Source organism: Maribacter chungangensis, from assembly GCF_042676845.1.
Classification (GTDB): domain Bacteria; phylum Bacteroidota; class Bacteroidia; order Flavobacteriales; family Flavobacteriaceae; genus Maribacter; species Maribacter chungangensis.
Genome location: NZ_JBHTHY010000007.1, coordinates 1 through 15,711, shown reverse-complemented (window position 1 = coordinate 15,711; position 15,711 = coordinate 1). Strand labels below are relative to the sequence as shown.

Genomic DNA, 15,711 nt, shown 5'->3' with positions numbered 1-15,711 from the left:
AATTCATCTTTGAATTTTACAATGGAATGTAATATCGATACATTTATGTTCGAGACAATTAGCTTATAAACCCGCAACTGCGGCCTCCGCACATCGTTCGCCATCCATGGCCGCGGATACAATGCCACCGGCATAACCACCACCTTCTCCACAAGGAAAAAGCCCTTTTATCTGTGGATGCTCCAAGTGTTCGTTTCTGGGAATGGTCACCGGAGAGGAAGTACGCGATTCCACACCAATGATATTGGCCTCGGAAGTATGGTAGCCGTGCATTTTTTTTCCGAATTCCGCAAAGCCTTGTCGCAATCTACTGCCAATCAGTTTAGGTAATAAAGAATGCATAGGTGCGGATTTTAGACCGGGTTGGTAACTGGTGGGGTTGAGGTCGGAGGATAGTTTACCGTCCACAAAATCCGTTAATCGTTGTGCGGGAGCGGTCTGTGTTCTTCCGCCCGATGTAAAGGCCAAGCGTTCTAGGCTCTTTTGATATTCCAAGCCTTTTAAAGCACCAAATTTCTCGAGTTTGGGAATGTCCTCGTCGACATTGATTTCTACGACAATACCCGAATTGGCATATAGATTATTTCTTTTGGATGGCGACATGCCGTTTACAACGACTTCACCCGGAGCTGTTGCCGCGGGCACGATGAATCCGCCAGGGCACATGCAAAAAGAATATACCCCTCTGTTTTTTACCTGATGCACCAGACTGTAGGCCGCTGCCGGAAGCAATTTGTTCCGATCTCCTGAACAATGGTATTGTATGGAATCGATGATATGTTGCGGATGCTCTACACGCACGCCCATGGCAAAGGATTTTGCCTTTAAGGCGATGTTTTTCTTGTGCAGCAATTCAAAAATATCACGGGCAGAGTGTCCGGTGGCTAGGATTACCCGTTTCGTTTCTAGTTCTTTGGTGTCATCTAAGATAATGGCTTTCAGTTGATTCTTGTCTATGATGAAATCCGTTACTTTCGAGTTAAAGTGAATTTCACCTCCGCATTCGATAATCGTTTCGCGAATATTCTGAACGATTTTCGGAAGTTTATTGGTGCCAATATGAGGATGGGCATCTATGAGAATCTGTTCCGTAGCACCGTGGTGTACCAAACTTTCGAAAACACGGCGTACATCGCCGCGTTTTAGGCTGCGGGTGTACAGTTTTCCGTCCGAATAGGTACCGGCACCGCCTTCGCCAAAACAGTAATTGGAATCTTCACCTACAATATGGTCGCGATTTATTGCTTTCAAATCCCTTCGTCGTTCTTGTACGTCTTTGCCCCGTTCCAGGACAATAGGCTTGTAGCCCAATTCCAAGCAACGTAGGGCAGCCCACATACCGGCAGGACCGAAACCGATGATATGCACCGGTTTTGCCTTGGAAACATCCTTGTAATCAAATGCGTAATTTTCTTTGGGTGCATCTTCCCCAATATAAACGGCTAGCTTATAGTTGAAAACGATTTCCGGTTTTCGGGCGTCAATCGATTTTCGAAGTATTTTTACGGCGAAGGCTTGGTCGCCCAAACCTAAAAATTGGGCCGTTCTATTTTTAAGGCTGCCCTCTTGGGCTTCCTCGGTCAAGGACAATCGTAGCTGTAGGTTTTTGATCACAGTACAAAATTACCGCAATTCGGTCTTTAAAATCGACAACTGGGCGCATCTTTTTTCTGTACACGCCATCATAGGCTGAAATTTGATATCTAATCATTCATAAAAACCGATATCATGAAAAAAGTAATTCTGATTTTATTCCTATTCATAACTACAGCAGGGATTGCCCAAGACGCCTATACCAAAGGAATGCAAAAAGCATTTGAGCTTTGGGGCGAAGGTAAAAATGTAGAGGCCTCCAATATGTTCGAACGCATTGCAAATGCGGAAATGGATAATTGGTTGCCCCACTATTATGTGGCATCTATAAATACCATCGCCGCTTTTGGGGAGCGAAACAAGGAGAAATTAACCCAAAAGCTGGAAAAGGCACAGCAGTTTATAGATATAGCCAACCGAATATCGCCCAACAACCCGGAAATATTGGTGCAGCAGGCCATGACCCACACCGCATGGATCGCTTTTGACGGTGCCACTTATGGCATGACACTTTCGGGTAAAGTAGCGGCCATTTATGCTCAAGCACTGGAATTGGCGCCAGAAAACCCAAGGGTGGTCTTCTCAAAGGCGGAATGGGATATGGGATCAGCTGCATATTTTGGTAAGGACACCGCGCCCTACTGTAATGATATTGAGCGTTCCTTGGAACTTTTTGATACCTTTAAGGCAGAAACGGCTTTTTACCCAAATTGGGGCAAAGAAAGGGCGGAACAGGTACTTGACGATTGCAGGCAATAATTCGAAAATCAATTAAAGGAAAGCCTGATCAGATAATTATGGATAGTTTCTAAAGTGTACGTGAATGAAAAGTTCCAACCGGGCAAAGATGGAAAACAAAAATAAAATAGTTGTTTGGAGGGTCTTAAGGGTAAGTCTATACATTACCGCTGGGATATTCGTTTGGAGGGTCCTCAGCAGTTTTAATGAGGGCATCGTTTGGATGGACCAGCTTATCGGGTCGGCGATCAGCTTTGTATATGCTTTAATTATTACGGCTACCAACATTTACTTTCATCAGTATATAACCCAAAGATATAGTTGGGAAGAAGAGACCCAAAAACGATTATGGTCCGGTGCTATTGGATCTATTTTACTAACGGTTTTCGCTTATGGTATCGCAAGGATGCTGGAAGAGGTTGTGTTTTATAGTGCCAGTGTTGTGCAATTTATCAATAACGAGGAAATTTCCGACTATGTATTCGTATTGGTCATTGCTATTCTGGTATCCGCTATTTTACATGCGTTTTATTTCTACAAAGCCCTCCAAGATACCAAGGTCAAGGAACAAAAGATCATTGCGGGTACTGCATCTGCAAAATTCGATGCACTAAAGAATCAATTGGACCCCCATTTTTTGTTCAATAGTTTAAATGTCCTCACAAGTCTTATTGAAGAAGATCCTACCCAGGCACAAAAGTTTACCACCTCCTTATCCAAAGTGTATCGTTATGTGCTGGAACAAAAGAACAAGGATTTGGTTACGGTAGATGAGGAACTACAGTTCGCAAGGACCTATATGAAATTATTGAAAATGCGATTTGAGGACAGTATACATCTGGAAATTCCGGATAGTTGCTCAAATCCCGAGGCCAAAATCGTTCCCTTATCCCTTCAATTATTATTGGAGAATGCGGTAAAACACAACATCGTAACTGCTAAAAAACCTTTGTTGATCAAAGTGGAAGAGGTTAACAATATGTTGGTGATCAGTAATAATCTGCAAGAAAAGCAGGTGGTAAAAAAGAGTACCGGTGTTGGTCTGCAGAACATACGGCAACGGTACCATATACTTACGGATAGGGAGGTACGCATAGAAAAAACCACGTCTAACTTTAATGTTCATTTACCTATGCTGTCCAAAAGTACGGCTGTTATTGAAACACAGGAATCTTATATTGAGGATAAGCGTTACGAGAAGGCAAAAGAGCGCGTACAGGCCATAAAAGGCTTTTATGGGAATTTGACCTCTTACCTAATTGTTATACCCATATTGATCTATATAAACTACAGAACTACTAGTTTTGCTTGGTTTCTATTTCCGGCAATTGGTTGGGGTTTTGGGCTATTGGGGCATGGTTTACAGGCGTATGGTTACAATCCTATTTTAGGAAAGTCTTGGGAGGAGCGCAAGATCAAACAGTATATGGATGACGAAAATTTTTGATTTACCCCTAACCTGTATGGGGTGTATAACACCGGTAATAACAGTTCAGCGGTAATAAATTACAATTGGGTATTTCCTTTTTTAGATTACAGGCTTTCTTTCGCAAATTTGAAGTGTAAGAAAAATTAATTTTAAAACATATAAAAATGGAAAATCAAGATGTAAACGCAAACAACAAGTATTTAAAAGCAAAGGAAAAAGTGGAAAACATAAAAGGCTTTTATGGGAATTTATTGGCCTATTGTATTGTGATACCGGTACTCGCTTTTATAAATTATAATACCACAAGTTTTGCCTGGTTTCTTTTCCCGGCCTTGGGTTGGGGCTTTGGTCTTCTTATGCACGGATTAAGTGCCTACGAATACAATCCGTTCTTTGGCAAGGATTGGGAAGAGCGAAAAATAAAAGAGTTCATGCAAAAGCAATAAGCAAAAGAACATATCATCATGGAAAATAAACAAGAAGAGCATAAATATTATAGGGCACAAGAAAGAGTCGATACGCTTAAAAAATTTTATGGCAAGGTCGGTTCCGGCCTTACCGCAATAGCGATTACCGGAGGTATTAATTACTATCTTAACGAATGGGCCAATCCTTGGTTTTTATGGGTAGTGTTCGGCGTAAGTCTTAGTCTGCTCTTCAAGGCTATTAAAATTTTTAACCTGAATCCTTTTATGGGAAAGAACTGGGAAGAGCGCAAGATTCAGGAATTAATGAAGGAAGACGAAAAACGCAAAAAATGGAACTAAAATATAGGAATAGTACAGATAAACTGATACGTGCCAAAAAACAGGTAGACGAACTAAAGGGTTTTTATATTCATCTCATTGTATATGTTTTGGTAAATATCTTTATTACCTCGGTAACGGTTATTGCCAGAATCAATGGAGGTGAAAGCTTTGGTGAAGCCTTTTTTAGTTTTGCGTCCTTCTCCACCGCTATCTTTTGGGGTATAGGCCTAGGGTTTCACGCTGCCAAGGTCTATAATTTTAGTCCGCTTTTCAGTAAGAAATGGGAGGAACGTCAAATTAAAAAATATATGGAGAAGTATAAAAAGGAATCAGAAAAATTCAGATAAGACTTCAATCTAAAAATAAAAGAAACTATGAATATTTCAAAATATGAAAGAGCCAAGTTGCGGGTAATCGCCTTAAGGGGCTTTTATAATCACTTGGCGGTTTTCGTAATTGTTAATATCTTACTCTACCTGTTGCGTAATAAGTTTACGATTATCCTCATTAATGAAAGCACCTTTGATAATCCCAAGTTTTTGGAGTGGATAGATTGGAACGTTTTTGGCACGACCATTATCTGGGGTGTTATTCTCGTAATACATGCTTTAAACGTGCTAGGTAACTGGCCTTTGTTCAAAAAGGAATGGGAGCAACGCCAGATTAAAAAATATTTGAGCGAAAGCGGCGACTAAAACCAAATAGCAATACAGACGTAATTAAATTAAGCCAACCAATGAGAACCATAATTATTGAAGACGAAAAACCGGCTGCAAGAAGACTAAATAGAATGTTGACCGATTTGAACGTAGAAGTATCGACGATGTTACATTCCGTTGAAGATGCTATAGACTGGTTTCAAACCAACGAGCACCCCGATCTTATTTTTCTGGATATACAATTGTCGGACGGACTTTCCTTTGAAATCTTTGATGTGATAGAGGTGCACAGTGCCATTATTTTTACCACCGCTTTTGATGAATATGCCTTGCAGGCTTTTAAGCTGAACAGTATAGATTATCTGTTAAAACCGATTGACGATGAAGACTTGGAAAACGCTGTTAAAAAATACAAGTCGCGTTTTAAACCAGATGCGCCTGCACCAAAATTGGCACTCGATTTTGAGGATATTAAAAAGTTGTTGGTAAACCCCGTGGAGCGTGAATTCAAAAAACGATTTACGTCCAGGGTAGGGCAGCACCTTAAAATTATAAATGCCGATGAGGTAGCGTGTTTTTATAGCGAAAACAAAGGAACCTATGCGGCAACGACCGATGGTAGAAATTATCTTTTGGATACTACTTTAGAGCATTTGGAAACCGAGTTGGAACCCAAGATTTTCTTTCGCGTTAGTAGGAAGTTTTACGTCAATATCAATCACATCAAAGATATCATTTCCTATACCAATTCTCGCCTTCAAATTAAGCTGAACAACGTTAAGGACCAAGAAATTATTGTGAGTAGGGAGCGCGTAAAAGACTTTAAGCTTTGGTTAGAGTAATAGATGTTAATATATTGATTTAAAAATAGTTAATCATAGCTATAGATTTTTTCTATTATAATGAATTCACTTGTTTTCTTTGTTTTTTTCAACCCTGTTCTCGTCAAAGGAAGAGGGTAATAACTTCGGCACTAATTTAATGAAAATAGGGAGTAGAACAGCACCTCCGGGAAGAATAAAAATAGCTAAGGAAGGGATGCTTTTAAAGATGTCTATAAGCTGATTTTGAACTTTTTTCTTCTCCTCTTTTGTTAGGTCCCGTACGGTAGATTTGCTTAAAAGGGCTACCAGTTCCGCACTCTCCGAAAGTTCTTTTTGGAGCCGTTTACTGTTCCTTAAAATAAGCTTGTTCACCACCTTGCTCATACTATCGTAAAACTTTATGGCAAGGTTATCGTCCTTAAGAAAGGGAACTATTTTAGCATTTTTGTCAAAGAAATTTGTTACATCTTCCAATGACCTTGCAATGGTCTCGTAGGACATTTTCAACTCCTTTCCAATATCAAAAATGAATTTGGACTCCTTGTAGTCCAAGGAGTAATCTTCCCAAACGGTTAGGCAGGCCATATCCAACAAGTAAACATTTTCACAAACAGGCCGTTCCTTTAACAAGAGTTCCCTGTAAGAGCCATCAAAGGATTGCGTTTCCGGATTTATAAACGATAGGCTGGCGCCAAAAAGCTCTGCCAGTTTTTCGTCCTTTTTGTTCTTTTGTTTTGAGTTTAATGCGTGATACGTCACATTTATCGCTAAGTATTCTAAGTTATATGCATAGGTCTTTATCCCCACCGAATTGTTCAAATACCTTTTGAACAATAAAATATCAGTAAATAAAAGCGAATTGGTAATGATGCTATTAAAGGTTTTGCTGATGACATTGTCCTCTAAATAAACACGTGAATCAATAAGCTTTTCTAGTTTAGCAATGGTCGTATTGCCGCTTAACAGTTTACCTAAAAAGGTCATATTTGCTACGCGTAGGGTATCGTAGAATGCGAACAGGTCTTCTAAAAACTGTTTAAAATTGTTATTGCTTTCCAGTCTATAGGTATAGTACAACGCGGTGAACAGATTTAGTTTTGCCTTCTCATCTTCCGATAAGGTATGTTCGGAAAGGATAAACGATGGTACTTCCGTGTTTATTCCGTAGACAAAACCCGTACGTTTCAAATCGGAATACAACATGGAAAAGTCGGTATACGTATCCTGAAACTCCTCAATGACCGATTCAAATTTCGATATCCAACCGCTAGACGACGGGTTCATGGTGTTGGTTAATTATAATTAGGAGACCAAATTACTCTAAATTCAGCATATTAGCACATTTTCACGGGTCAAAGCTTTGAGAATGGGCTTGTATTCCGAGGTTTATGGTAAAAGTGTGTAATTCATCGAAAATTAAGGTTTTTTTAAGAATGTTACTGATGAAAAGTATATTTTTATCGATGAAAGACGCTTCATTGCTATTTTATAAGCTTTTTAGCGATAAATGGATACCAATGTATTATCTAACAGAAACCAACCTTTAATCTACTATATGGAATATCTTCTCTTCTCTCTATGGGTTATAGCTATGGCTTTTATGATCGGCAAAAGTATCTTGGCCTACCGTTCGCTGCAACGTACCATTAACGGAAAAAACAGGATTGTTTAGGTAAACTTTCTCAGTAATACGGGAAGTAGTAGAAGGTCTATGACAAGGGCCGCGACCAAGGTGACACTTATGATTATTCCTATTGTTATGCTGGGTTGGTGTATGGAGAACAACATTACCATGAATCCGAAAAAAAGAATAATCGTTGTAATGACGAGGGCCCTGCCGGTATGGGTAAATGTTTTTTCCAGCGCCGCTTCTTTTGATAATCCTTGTGTGATTCCCAGTTTGTACTTGCCAAGAAAATGAATGGTATCGTCTACAGCGATACCGAATACAATAGCAAAAATAACCGATAATCCCGCTTCTAAAGGGATTCCCAAGAATCCAAGGATACTGCCCGCAAATAACATGGGTAGGACATTGGGTACCAAGGAAATCAAGAACATTTTAAAATCCCTGAACACCAATACCATGATGATTGCTATAATGATAAGGCCGTAGAAAAGTCCCTCCAAAAGGCTTTTGCGTATGTATTCGGAGTTTTTGTCCAACAGCATACTCTTTCCGGTAACTTTAACCATCATTTTTGTGGTATCGGTCTCGGTATTGGCAAAGTGTTCTATGTAGGCGTATAGTCTTTTAAGGCTGTCCGTACCTACATCTTGGAGTTTGGCATTTATTCTTGCTTTGTCCTTGGCTTTGTTTACGAACCGTCCCAGTTGCTTGCGAGCTAGTTTGTTTACATCTTTTTGATATTTGATAAAGGTTGCCTTATTATCGGGTAAGCGTAGGAAGTCCGACTTATTTAAATTATTCGCCTTGTGGATTATTTTGTAGGGCAGGTTGGGCGATTGCAGGTTCCCTATGGTTCGGATGCCGTTTAGATGTTCCGTTAATTTTTCAATTTCCACGGCTACCTCATAATCCGTCACTTGATGCCCGTTTTTGGCTAAAATCGCAATTTCCAACGGCCTAAACCCTGCGTAGTTCTCCTGGAAAAAAATAAAGTCGGTGGCTATTTTGCTATGGTTGGGCAGGGCATTTTTAAACTCATGGTTGGTGGTAATAAGACTTACCCCGTAAACACAGAACAAGGCAAACAGGACAGCGCCTATGATTATGGTGTTGGGGTGTTTCTTCGTAAGATGGTTTACACCTAATAAATGGGCTACCCATTTTTTGGAGACACTTTTTTGTCCAACAAGTCGTCTTTTGGGCATACTGATCAATAGCGCCCCGGTAAAACAGATGACCGTTACGTAGGCGACCATAACACCCATGGCGGCGTTGATGCCAAATTCGCGTATACTTACTAGTCTGGAGGAGATAAGTGTAATAAAACCTATTGCAGTCGTTACCGAGGTTAACAAGGTGGTAAGACCTACTTCTTTAAGAGAAGAACGTATTGCCGCATATTTATCTGTCCCACCTTGTATTTTACGAATAAAACTATCCGTCAGATGAATGACATCGGACGTGCCTACAATAAGCATGAGTACGGGATAAAAAGATGCCATAGCGTTCAGTTCCTTTCCTAGAACGGCCAACATGCCCATGAACAACAGTAGGGATAATGCAATGGAACTTACAGAGATGAGCACAACGGGCATGCTTCGGTACACCAATAATAAAATGATAAACACGAGTATCGATGCTATGATGGTGGTCTTAAGGACCTCGCTTTTTTGCATTTCTACAATGGCTTCATAGAAGAAAGCCCTTCCTAGAATATGGTAGTCGATAAAACGATGCTCCTTAAGAGAAGTTCTTACTTGGTTCAACAATAGTTCGGATTGCTCGTAATCCAGATTGTCTTCCGTGCTAAGTGCCAGTAGGAGGGAGTTTGCTTTTTCGTCTATCAATACGTTTACAAAGAGGTCGTCTTCCTGTATCTTGTTCCAGTCCTTTTGGTATTGTGTGGTATCGGTAATATGAATAATAGGTAAGGAGGTGTATCCGAAAGATGTCTTTAGCGGATAGGATAACGTGGTTAAGGAACTGTTTTCCGTTACAAATTTGAAGGATCTACTTTCCTCTGAAAAAGATTTAAAACGTTGTAGAAAAGCTTGTTCAAAAACATTGTTCTCATTTTTAACGGCGATGAGCAAAAAGTTGTCGTCCGTTCCAAATTCGGCAACAAATTCATTGTAGAAGGTGAGGTCAGGGTCTTCTTCGGGAAAAAATTGACTAAAATCAAAGGAAAATTTTAGGTCCCCAACGACGGAGGCCGACAAGATTCCTAGGGCAAGAAATACTACAATACTTATTTTTCGTAGAAAAGCCAGACTTTTCATAGCCTGTTCCGGGTGTTGGGGGTGCTTACGTTCATTGGTGCGCAAATTAATGAAAGAAATTCAATTGTGGGGTATAAACCCCATGGCTGGTGTGTCTCAACTACCTTTCTATTTTTCGAATGGTTTAAAGCTTTGTGAAATTATCGATATCCAGTGTCCAATCGTAGTTTTTATAACTAAGGTCCATACCTTTTGTGTATGGTATCAAGCCTTGTTCCATCAATATTTTTTTTACTCCGTTTTTACCTCCAAAATCACCTCGAAACCAACTAAATAAAGAGGTTACTGCGACTTCTTTTTTATCTTCAGAATATACCGTAGTATTTTTTAAAAATTCCGCAGTACCTTTTGTAAACTGTTCCTCTAATCGTTCCCATTCGTAAATTGCTACCGGAGGACAATCCTTTGCGCCACAATTAAGTGCAAAATGAATGCGATAGTCTCTTTTGTTTACCCGCAATTTTCGTTCAAACTTATTGGGAAACCATTTACGAACATAGCCAAGCCCATACTCCCATTGCGATTTTCTTAGTATGCCATGTTCTATGGTGGCAAAAGAAACGCTTTTGCCCGCAATTTTTATCTGCTCCTTTTTAAAAAAAGTTCCACGGTCATCATACAGTTCCGGTTGCTCTTTAAGAAGTATGAGAATGTAGGCGTTGTAGATGTTCGTCCAAAAGGCAAATCGTTTTGCATCGGTATCGAGCGTATTCGCTAGCTCGGAGATGGTTGTTTTTGCAAGGGTGTGTTGTATGGCCTTGGTGTTTTTGTTCGCCTGTATGTCTTGCAATAGTGTTTCGGACAGTGCGTTAAAATCGAGGGGTTTGGCAGTGCTCGTCTGTGCCTCCGCCGGATGGCTGCACGAGATTAATATCAAAAAGACAAAGGATAATAGGTAATTGATGTAGCTCATAATACTGGTTATCATTAACGAGGTTAATCTGTTCCTTAATAGGTCGTAATTATGCCATTACCTTTCGTACTAAGGCGTTTTCTTAGCAGAATTAAACCCATTACGTTCGTTTTATGTAGTTTTATAAACGATCAAAGCTATGCTAATTTCGGTTAAGTCGAAAAACGGTATAATCTTCCATAAAACCTTTAATTGCATGATCAGTATAATTGTTCCCGCTCATAACGAGGAAAATAATTTAATAGCATTGCTTAAAACTATGGAAACGGTAGCCGGTATCGGGGATGCGGAAATAATTATTGCATTATCGCCCGAAAGTATAGCGGCGGATACGGCCAAGGTTAATTTAGAGGTACAATGGTTAAGGTGCCGTAAAAAGGGAAGAGCTGCCCAAATGAACGAAGGTTCTATGCTTGCAAAAGGGAATACACTGGTTTTTTTACATGCGGATGTAAAACCCCCGGCAACTTTTTTAAAGGATATAAAAAGTACGCTAACTAGCAATTTTGATGCAGGTTTCTTTTCCTACATATTTGATAAAGACAACTTTTGGTTGAATATTAACGCCTCTTTCACCGGACATGATGGTATTTTTACGGGTGGGGGCGACCAATGTCTTTTTATTCGTACATCTATTTTTGAACAGTTAAACAGGTTCAACGAAGCGCAACTGTTGATGGAAGATTTCGACTTTTTTAAACGAATGAAACGTGCTAAGGTCCCATATACCATCATAAAAAGCAATCTTGTAGTATCTGCACGAAAGTATGAACGTAATTCCTATCTTCGGGTCAACATATCCAATTTACTATTAGTGTTACTTTTTAATTTTGGATATCCCACCAGTAAATTAAAGTCCATTCACGATAAATTGATTCGCAGGTAATAGTATGGAAGTCATTATAAACGGTATACAACAGATAGGAATTGGAGTAGCGGATACAAAGGATGTATTTAATTGGTACCGAAAGTACTTAGGATTTGATATTTTACTGTTTCGAGACGAAGCAACGGCTAGCCTAATGACCAACTATACCAAGGGTCAAGCACAAAGAAGAGAAGCCTTCTTATCCTTGAACATGACCGGTGGCGGTGGTCTAGAAATATGGCAGTTCAAAGATCGTGTTCCCACTCCGCCGGAAAAACGGGTTCAGCAAGGCGATTTAGGCATTAACGCAATGACGTTAAGAAGTACGGATATTTCATCTACACACAAGACGTTATTGAACCTTGACCTAAGTTACTTATCTGAAATTGGTGCTAACGCTACAGAAAGAGAATTCTTTTATTTTGTTGACCCATGGGGTAATCGGGTGCAAGTGGTTCAGGATACCTATGAGTTTTGTACTACTGCTAGTGCCTCGGGAGGAGTAATGGGTGCCGTTCTGGGTGTATCCGATATGGATACATCCCTCGCATTTTATAGCCAATTGCTTGGGTACAAGGAAACCATTATAGATGAAACGGTACTGTTGCCATTATCCTCGGAAACTGGGACGAAAGGTAGGTTTAGAAGGGTGCTGTTGCAACACGCAAGACCCAAGTTTGGAGGATTTGGGGACTTATTGGGGCCTACGGAATTAGAACTCATCCAATCCTTGGATAGGGTACCCAACAAAATCTATGAAAACCGGCTTTGGGGAGACCTTGGTTTTATTCATATTTGTTTTGATGTCCATGGTATGGCAGCTTTACGCGAAAAAGCAGCGCAGCTAGGACATGGATTTACAGTTGATAGCGCCAACTCCTTTGATATGGGCGATGCGGCCGGACACTTTAGTTATGTGGAAGACCCGGACGGTACGCTTATAGAGTTTGTAGAAACCCATAAAGTCCCTATCCTTAAAACTCTGGGTATATTTTTGAACCTAAACAAGCGAAACCCCGAAAAAGCACTACCTAGATGGTTGGTAAAAACCTTGAAACTTCATAGAATAAAAAGTAATCTCTAATATGGGATTAACACCGATCGGCAGATGTTAGCACAAAAAAGCCCTTGTAAAAACAGAATGCCAAAAATATGGGAAACCGTTTTTACCAGGGCCTTTAACTGTTGAACTTTCGTTTACTGAATTATACCGGTACAGCTTACGCGGGCTCCGGCGGCACCACTAGGCTGTGATGTAAAATCATCCACACCTTGATGTACGATTATCGCTTTACCTACAATGTTTTTATTTTCATCCTCACAGCCAATACACCACTGATCTGTAGAAAATTCTATGATTGCATTACCGTCCTTATCTGCGGTCATGTTCCCAATATCCCCTTTGTGGTATCCTTCTTTGTCTCCCCATGCACCATGTGGCTCGTTGGTAGGGTTCCAATGTCCACCGGTAGAAGTGCCATCGTCCGAAGAACAATCCGCTGTCTGGTGAATATGAATGGCGTGCTCACCTTCACTAAGACCGCTAAAGGTTCCGGTCATGGAGACTGTTCCGTTTTCCTCGGTAAAGCTAACTTCCCCGGTAACTTCGCTGCCGCTTTTTGGTTCCATCTTAAAGGTGATGTTCTGGGCCATCACTTCTTCTTTTACCTCTTCTACAACAGCCTCAACCTTCGTTGCGGCATCAGTTGCTTCTTTTTTTACCTCTTTACAGCTAACGACTGCCAATACTGCCAAAGCTGCTAATTGAAACTTGAATATCTTTTTCATTGTCCTTGTTTTTATGAAATTATTCTAAAGTAGGAATAAAATTAAGAAAATATATGGCGAATGGATGCTCATATCAAAATGATTTTAACAATATTCGATTCTTGCGGCTACTTCTGGTAATATTTTAGTTTGGAATAGATATTTTATGAGGTACAATTCAGGTGTTTTACGCTCTGGTAGAGCGTTAAATAGTATTTACAATGGTCGTTTTAAACTGGATTTTGCGCTGTAATAATTGGATGGTTTTCTTGCGAATACCCTGCTAGTTTGTTTAGACATAATTTTTTGTGGAAAATCGCTTGGATTTATTTACTTGATTTTGTTAGTGCAAGAGATTAAACAAAAGTATTGTCCGTCATAATTACTTAGGCATATCGCTGTTACTTTTGCAGGACTAGTTTTAGTGTATAATCGGTGATTTGTTTTTGAAGTGGTTTAATACCAATTTAAATTCCAGATGTCGCATAAAACAAGTTTCTTTTTTACTCATTTGTCGTCATAAAATAGAACCATAGCTAATGCTATGCTTAGATTTTATTCCTAAACTGAGAATAAACTAATTCAAATTTTCAATACGACGTTCAAAACTTAAATTTGTATAAACTTTTCGTGTTCAAGCAAAAATTAGTGATTTTTTGAACCTTTGAGGACTTTTTTGAGTTGCATAGCATCGCTACGGAAGGTAAATAAGACCGGGCCGAAACAAAAGCCAACTATTTGGCTTTTGAATGAGGAGCTAGCTGCAGCGCGCGGTGAAAAGGAGCAATTTTTTAGCCAACGGAAAAAGTTTAAATGGCTTCCTTAAAAAAGCAACTTATTTCCAAGTTATAATATCGCTAAAATTTCGTCTTGATTTTTCATGGGGCGGTTGTTCTTTTCTATAGCCGAAAGCTACCATAAAAGATAAGCCATATTTATCTGTATCCACTCCGAACTTTTCCCTTAAAAGTACTTCAGCTTTTTCTTGATGGAACCCTTCGATTGGGCAACTATCTATTCCGTTTAAAGCGCCAGCGGTCATCATATTCCCTAAGGCGATGTAGGTCTGTTTTGAAGCCCAGTCAAAAAGTTTTTTGTCAGTATCCAAATCAAAATCACGCTGTTGAAATTCTCTGTAGAATTTTAAATATACTTCAATTACTTCCTCTGAAAATTGCTTTACTTCTCTCATCATATAGGCAATGTAGTCCGAATTCCATTTTATCATCGGTGCCTTCATGCTCAAACCCAAAACAAAGTGACTCGCAGTATCCAATTTTAAAGGAGCTCCCCATGCTACCGGTTTTAATAATTCACGCAATGCTTTGTCTTGAACTACAATAAAATGCCAAGGTTCAAATCCAAACGAACTAGGGGATAAGCGAGCAGTTTGTAGTATAAAATTAATATCGTCGTCGGATAATTTTTTGGTAACGTCAAATTCTTTGGTTGCGTGTCTATATTGAAATGCTTTTATAATATCTTTTTTTGAAACATTCGGTATATCCATTTTACTACTATATTTTTTATAGTTGCAAAAGTAAGTATAGTATTTTACCTTTGCAATAACGGTCAAAAATGATAGTATAATTTTAATTATGTATACATTTAAAGGGAAGCAGTATCCTTGTTGTGCAAGCTTAACAATGGGAATGATAGGGGGTAAGTGGAAGACCGTAATCTTATTTCATTTAATGGAAGGCGAGTTAAGGTACAATGAGTTAAGAAAACAAATGCCAACAGTTACTGAAAGGACTTTAAGCCTACAGTTAAAAACCTTGGAACAAGACGGAATAATTAAAAGAACCGTTTACACTTCAAAACCACCGTTAAAAGTGGAGTACTCTTTAACCGAATTTGGAGAAACCTTAATTCCAGTAATACAATCCATTACAAATTGGGGTATTTTTGCGGTTGAAAAGTACTCCGAGTAAGTTTCCTTGTCATCGCCTAAACCACGCTAAAATACGCTTTCCTCTTTTGGTATAGGTTAACCTGGTATCGCAAGTAAAGGATGGAATTTCCTGGGAGCGTGAAATATTTTTTCGGCAGGCACCATTCTTAGGTGTTTCCATAGGGTACTAAAAGTGTTTAATTTTTGGTCAACCTATTTCAGGAAAGTACATCGTTTTAATTAAGCCCAACGGTTTGCGTGTATGATTAGTTGCTTGTTTTAAGCAACTAATTTTATACGGTGTGCCTGTTGCACAAGATAGGCAAAAAAGTTGCTTTTCGATTTTGCCTATGGGGCGATTGATCGTA

At 39.5% G+C, this 15,711-nt stretch carries 16 protein-coding genes; 10 read left to right on the top strand and 6 right to left on the bottom strand.

The features are described from left to right. Positions 1 to 63: 63 nt before the first annotated feature. Positions 64 to 1,614 (bottom strand): NAD(P)/FAD-dependent oxidoreductase, encoded by a 1,551-nt coding sequence (locus tag ACFQZJ_RS10770; RefSeq protein ID WP_379934453.1) that lies wholly within the window; start codon positions 1,612 to 1,614, stop codon positions 64 to 66. A gap of 114 nt (positions 1,615 to 1,728) precedes the next feature. Here ACFQZJ_RS10770 and ACFQZJ_RS10765 point away from each other — a divergent pair, with 114 nt between their 5' ends. From ACFQZJ_RS10765 to ACFQZJ_RS10735, 7 genes are all read left to right on the top strand, one after another. Beyond that, complete coding sequence (locus ACFQZJ_RS10765) at positions 1,729 to 2,352, top strand: hypothetical protein (protein ID WP_379934452.1); 624 nt, start codon at positions 1,729 to 1,731, stop codon at positions 2,350 to 2,352. 64 nt (positions 2,353 to 2,416) lie between these two features. Continuing rightward, the gene (locus tag ACFQZJ_RS10760; RefSeq protein WP_379934451.1) at positions 2,417 to 3,778 is read left to right on the top strand and encodes a 2TM domain-containing protein; all 1,362 of its coding nucleotides are present in this window, start codon (positions 2,417 to 2,419) and stop codon (positions 3,776 to 3,778) included. 146 nt (positions 3,779 to 3,924) lie between these two features. After that, on the top strand, positions 3,925 to 4,206 hold the full coding sequence (locus ACFQZJ_RS10755; protein ID WP_379934450.1) for a 2TM domain-containing protein: 282 nt from the start codon (positions 3,925 to 3,927) through the stop codon (positions 4,204 to 4,206). 18 nt (positions 4,207 to 4,224) lie between these two features. Further along, positions 4,225 to 4,527: a 2TM domain-containing protein gene (locus ACFQZJ_RS10750; RefSeq protein ID WP_379934449.1), complete on the top strand. Its 303-nt coding sequence runs from the start codon at positions 4,225 to 4,227 to the stop codon at positions 4,525 to 4,527. Further along, on the top strand, positions 4,518 to 4,856 hold the full coding sequence (locus ACFQZJ_RS10745) for a 2TM domain-containing protein (protein ID WP_379934448.1): 339 nt from the start codon (positions 4,518 to 4,520) through the stop codon (positions 4,854 to 4,856). Before ACFQZJ_RS10750 ends, ACFQZJ_RS10745 begins: the two co-directional genes overlap by 10 nt. A 27-nt stretch (positions 4,857 to 4,883) precedes the next feature. Next, positions 4,884 to 5,204: a 2TM domain-containing protein gene (locus ACFQZJ_RS10740; RefSeq protein WP_379934447.1), complete on the top strand. Its 321-nt coding sequence runs from the start codon at positions 4,884 to 4,886 to the stop codon at positions 5,202 to 5,204. A 41-nt stretch (positions 5,205 to 5,245) separates the two neighbouring features. Beyond that, on the top strand, positions 5,246 to 6,010 hold the full coding sequence (locus tag ACFQZJ_RS10735) for a LytR/AlgR family response regulator transcription factor (protein WP_379934446.1): 765 nt from the start codon (positions 5,246 to 5,248) through the stop codon (positions 6,008 to 6,010). 66 nt (positions 6,011 to 6,076) lie between these two features. Here ACFQZJ_RS10735 and ACFQZJ_RS10730 read toward each other — a convergent pair whose 3' ends face one another. The 3 genes from ACFQZJ_RS10730 to ACFQZJ_RS10720 form a co-directional block, all read right to left on the bottom strand. Next, on the bottom strand, positions 6,077 to 7,276 hold the full coding sequence (locus ACFQZJ_RS10730) for an LETM1-related biofilm-associated protein (RefSeq protein WP_379934445.1): 1,200 nt from the start codon (positions 7,274 to 7,276) through the stop codon (positions 6,077 to 6,079). A 384-nt stretch (positions 7,277 to 7,660) separates the two neighbouring features. Next, the gene (locus tag ACFQZJ_RS10725; protein WP_379934444.1) at positions 7,661 to 9,901 is read right to left on the bottom strand and encodes an efflux RND transporter permease subunit; all 2,241 of its coding nucleotides are present in this window, start codon (positions 9,899 to 9,901) and stop codon (positions 7,661 to 7,663) included. A gap of 124 nt (positions 9,902 to 10,025) precedes the next feature. Beyond that, positions 10,026 to 10,829 carry a DUF547 domain-containing protein gene (locus ACFQZJ_RS10720; protein WP_379934442.1) on the bottom strand — a complete coding sequence of 268 codons (804 nt, stop codon included), beginning with the start codon at positions 10,827 to 10,829 and terminating at the stop codon, positions 10,026 to 10,028. A 181-nt stretch (positions 10,830 to 11,010) separates the two neighbouring features. Here ACFQZJ_RS10720 and ACFQZJ_RS10715 point away from each other — a divergent pair, with 181 nt between their 5' ends. Together ACFQZJ_RS10715 and ACFQZJ_RS10710 are read left to right on the top strand one after the other, a co-directional pair. Further along, entirely contained in the window at positions 11,011 to 11,700 is a 690-nt protein-coding gene (locus tag ACFQZJ_RS10715; protein ID WP_379934440.1) for a glycosyltransferase, read from the top strand. A 4-nt stretch (positions 11,701 to 11,704) separates the two neighbouring features. Further along, positions 11,705 to 12,766, top strand: coding sequence for a VOC family protein (locus ACFQZJ_RS10710; protein WP_379934439.1), 1,062 nt, complete (start codon positions 11,705 to 11,707; stop codon positions 12,764 to 12,766). 113 nt (positions 12,767 to 12,879) lie between these two features. Here the strand turns inward: ACFQZJ_RS10710 and ACFQZJ_RS10705 are convergent, their stop codons facing one another. Together ACFQZJ_RS10705 and ACFQZJ_RS10700 are read right to left on the bottom strand one after the other, a co-directional pair. Beyond that, positions 12,880 to 13,470, bottom strand: a complete 591-nt coding sequence (locus ACFQZJ_RS10705; RefSeq protein WP_379934438.1) for a superoxide dismutase family protein — start codon at positions 13,468 to 13,470, stop codon at positions 12,880 to 12,882. Positions 13,471 to 14,284: 814 nt separating this feature from the next. After that, positions 14,285 to 14,959, bottom strand: coding sequence for an NAD(P)H-dependent oxidoreductase (locus ACFQZJ_RS10700; RefSeq protein WP_379934437.1), 675 nt, complete (start codon positions 14,957 to 14,959; stop codon positions 14,285 to 14,287). Between the two features lie 88 nt (positions 14,960 to 15,047). Between ACFQZJ_RS10700 and ACFQZJ_RS10695 the strand changes: the two genes are divergently transcribed. Beyond that, a complete protein-coding gene (locus ACFQZJ_RS10695; protein WP_379934436.1) occupies positions 15,048 to 15,383 on the top strand; it encodes a winged helix-turn-helix transcriptional regulator in 336 nt (111 codons plus the stop codon). The last annotated feature ends 328 nt before the right edge of the window (positions 15,384 to 15,711 follow it).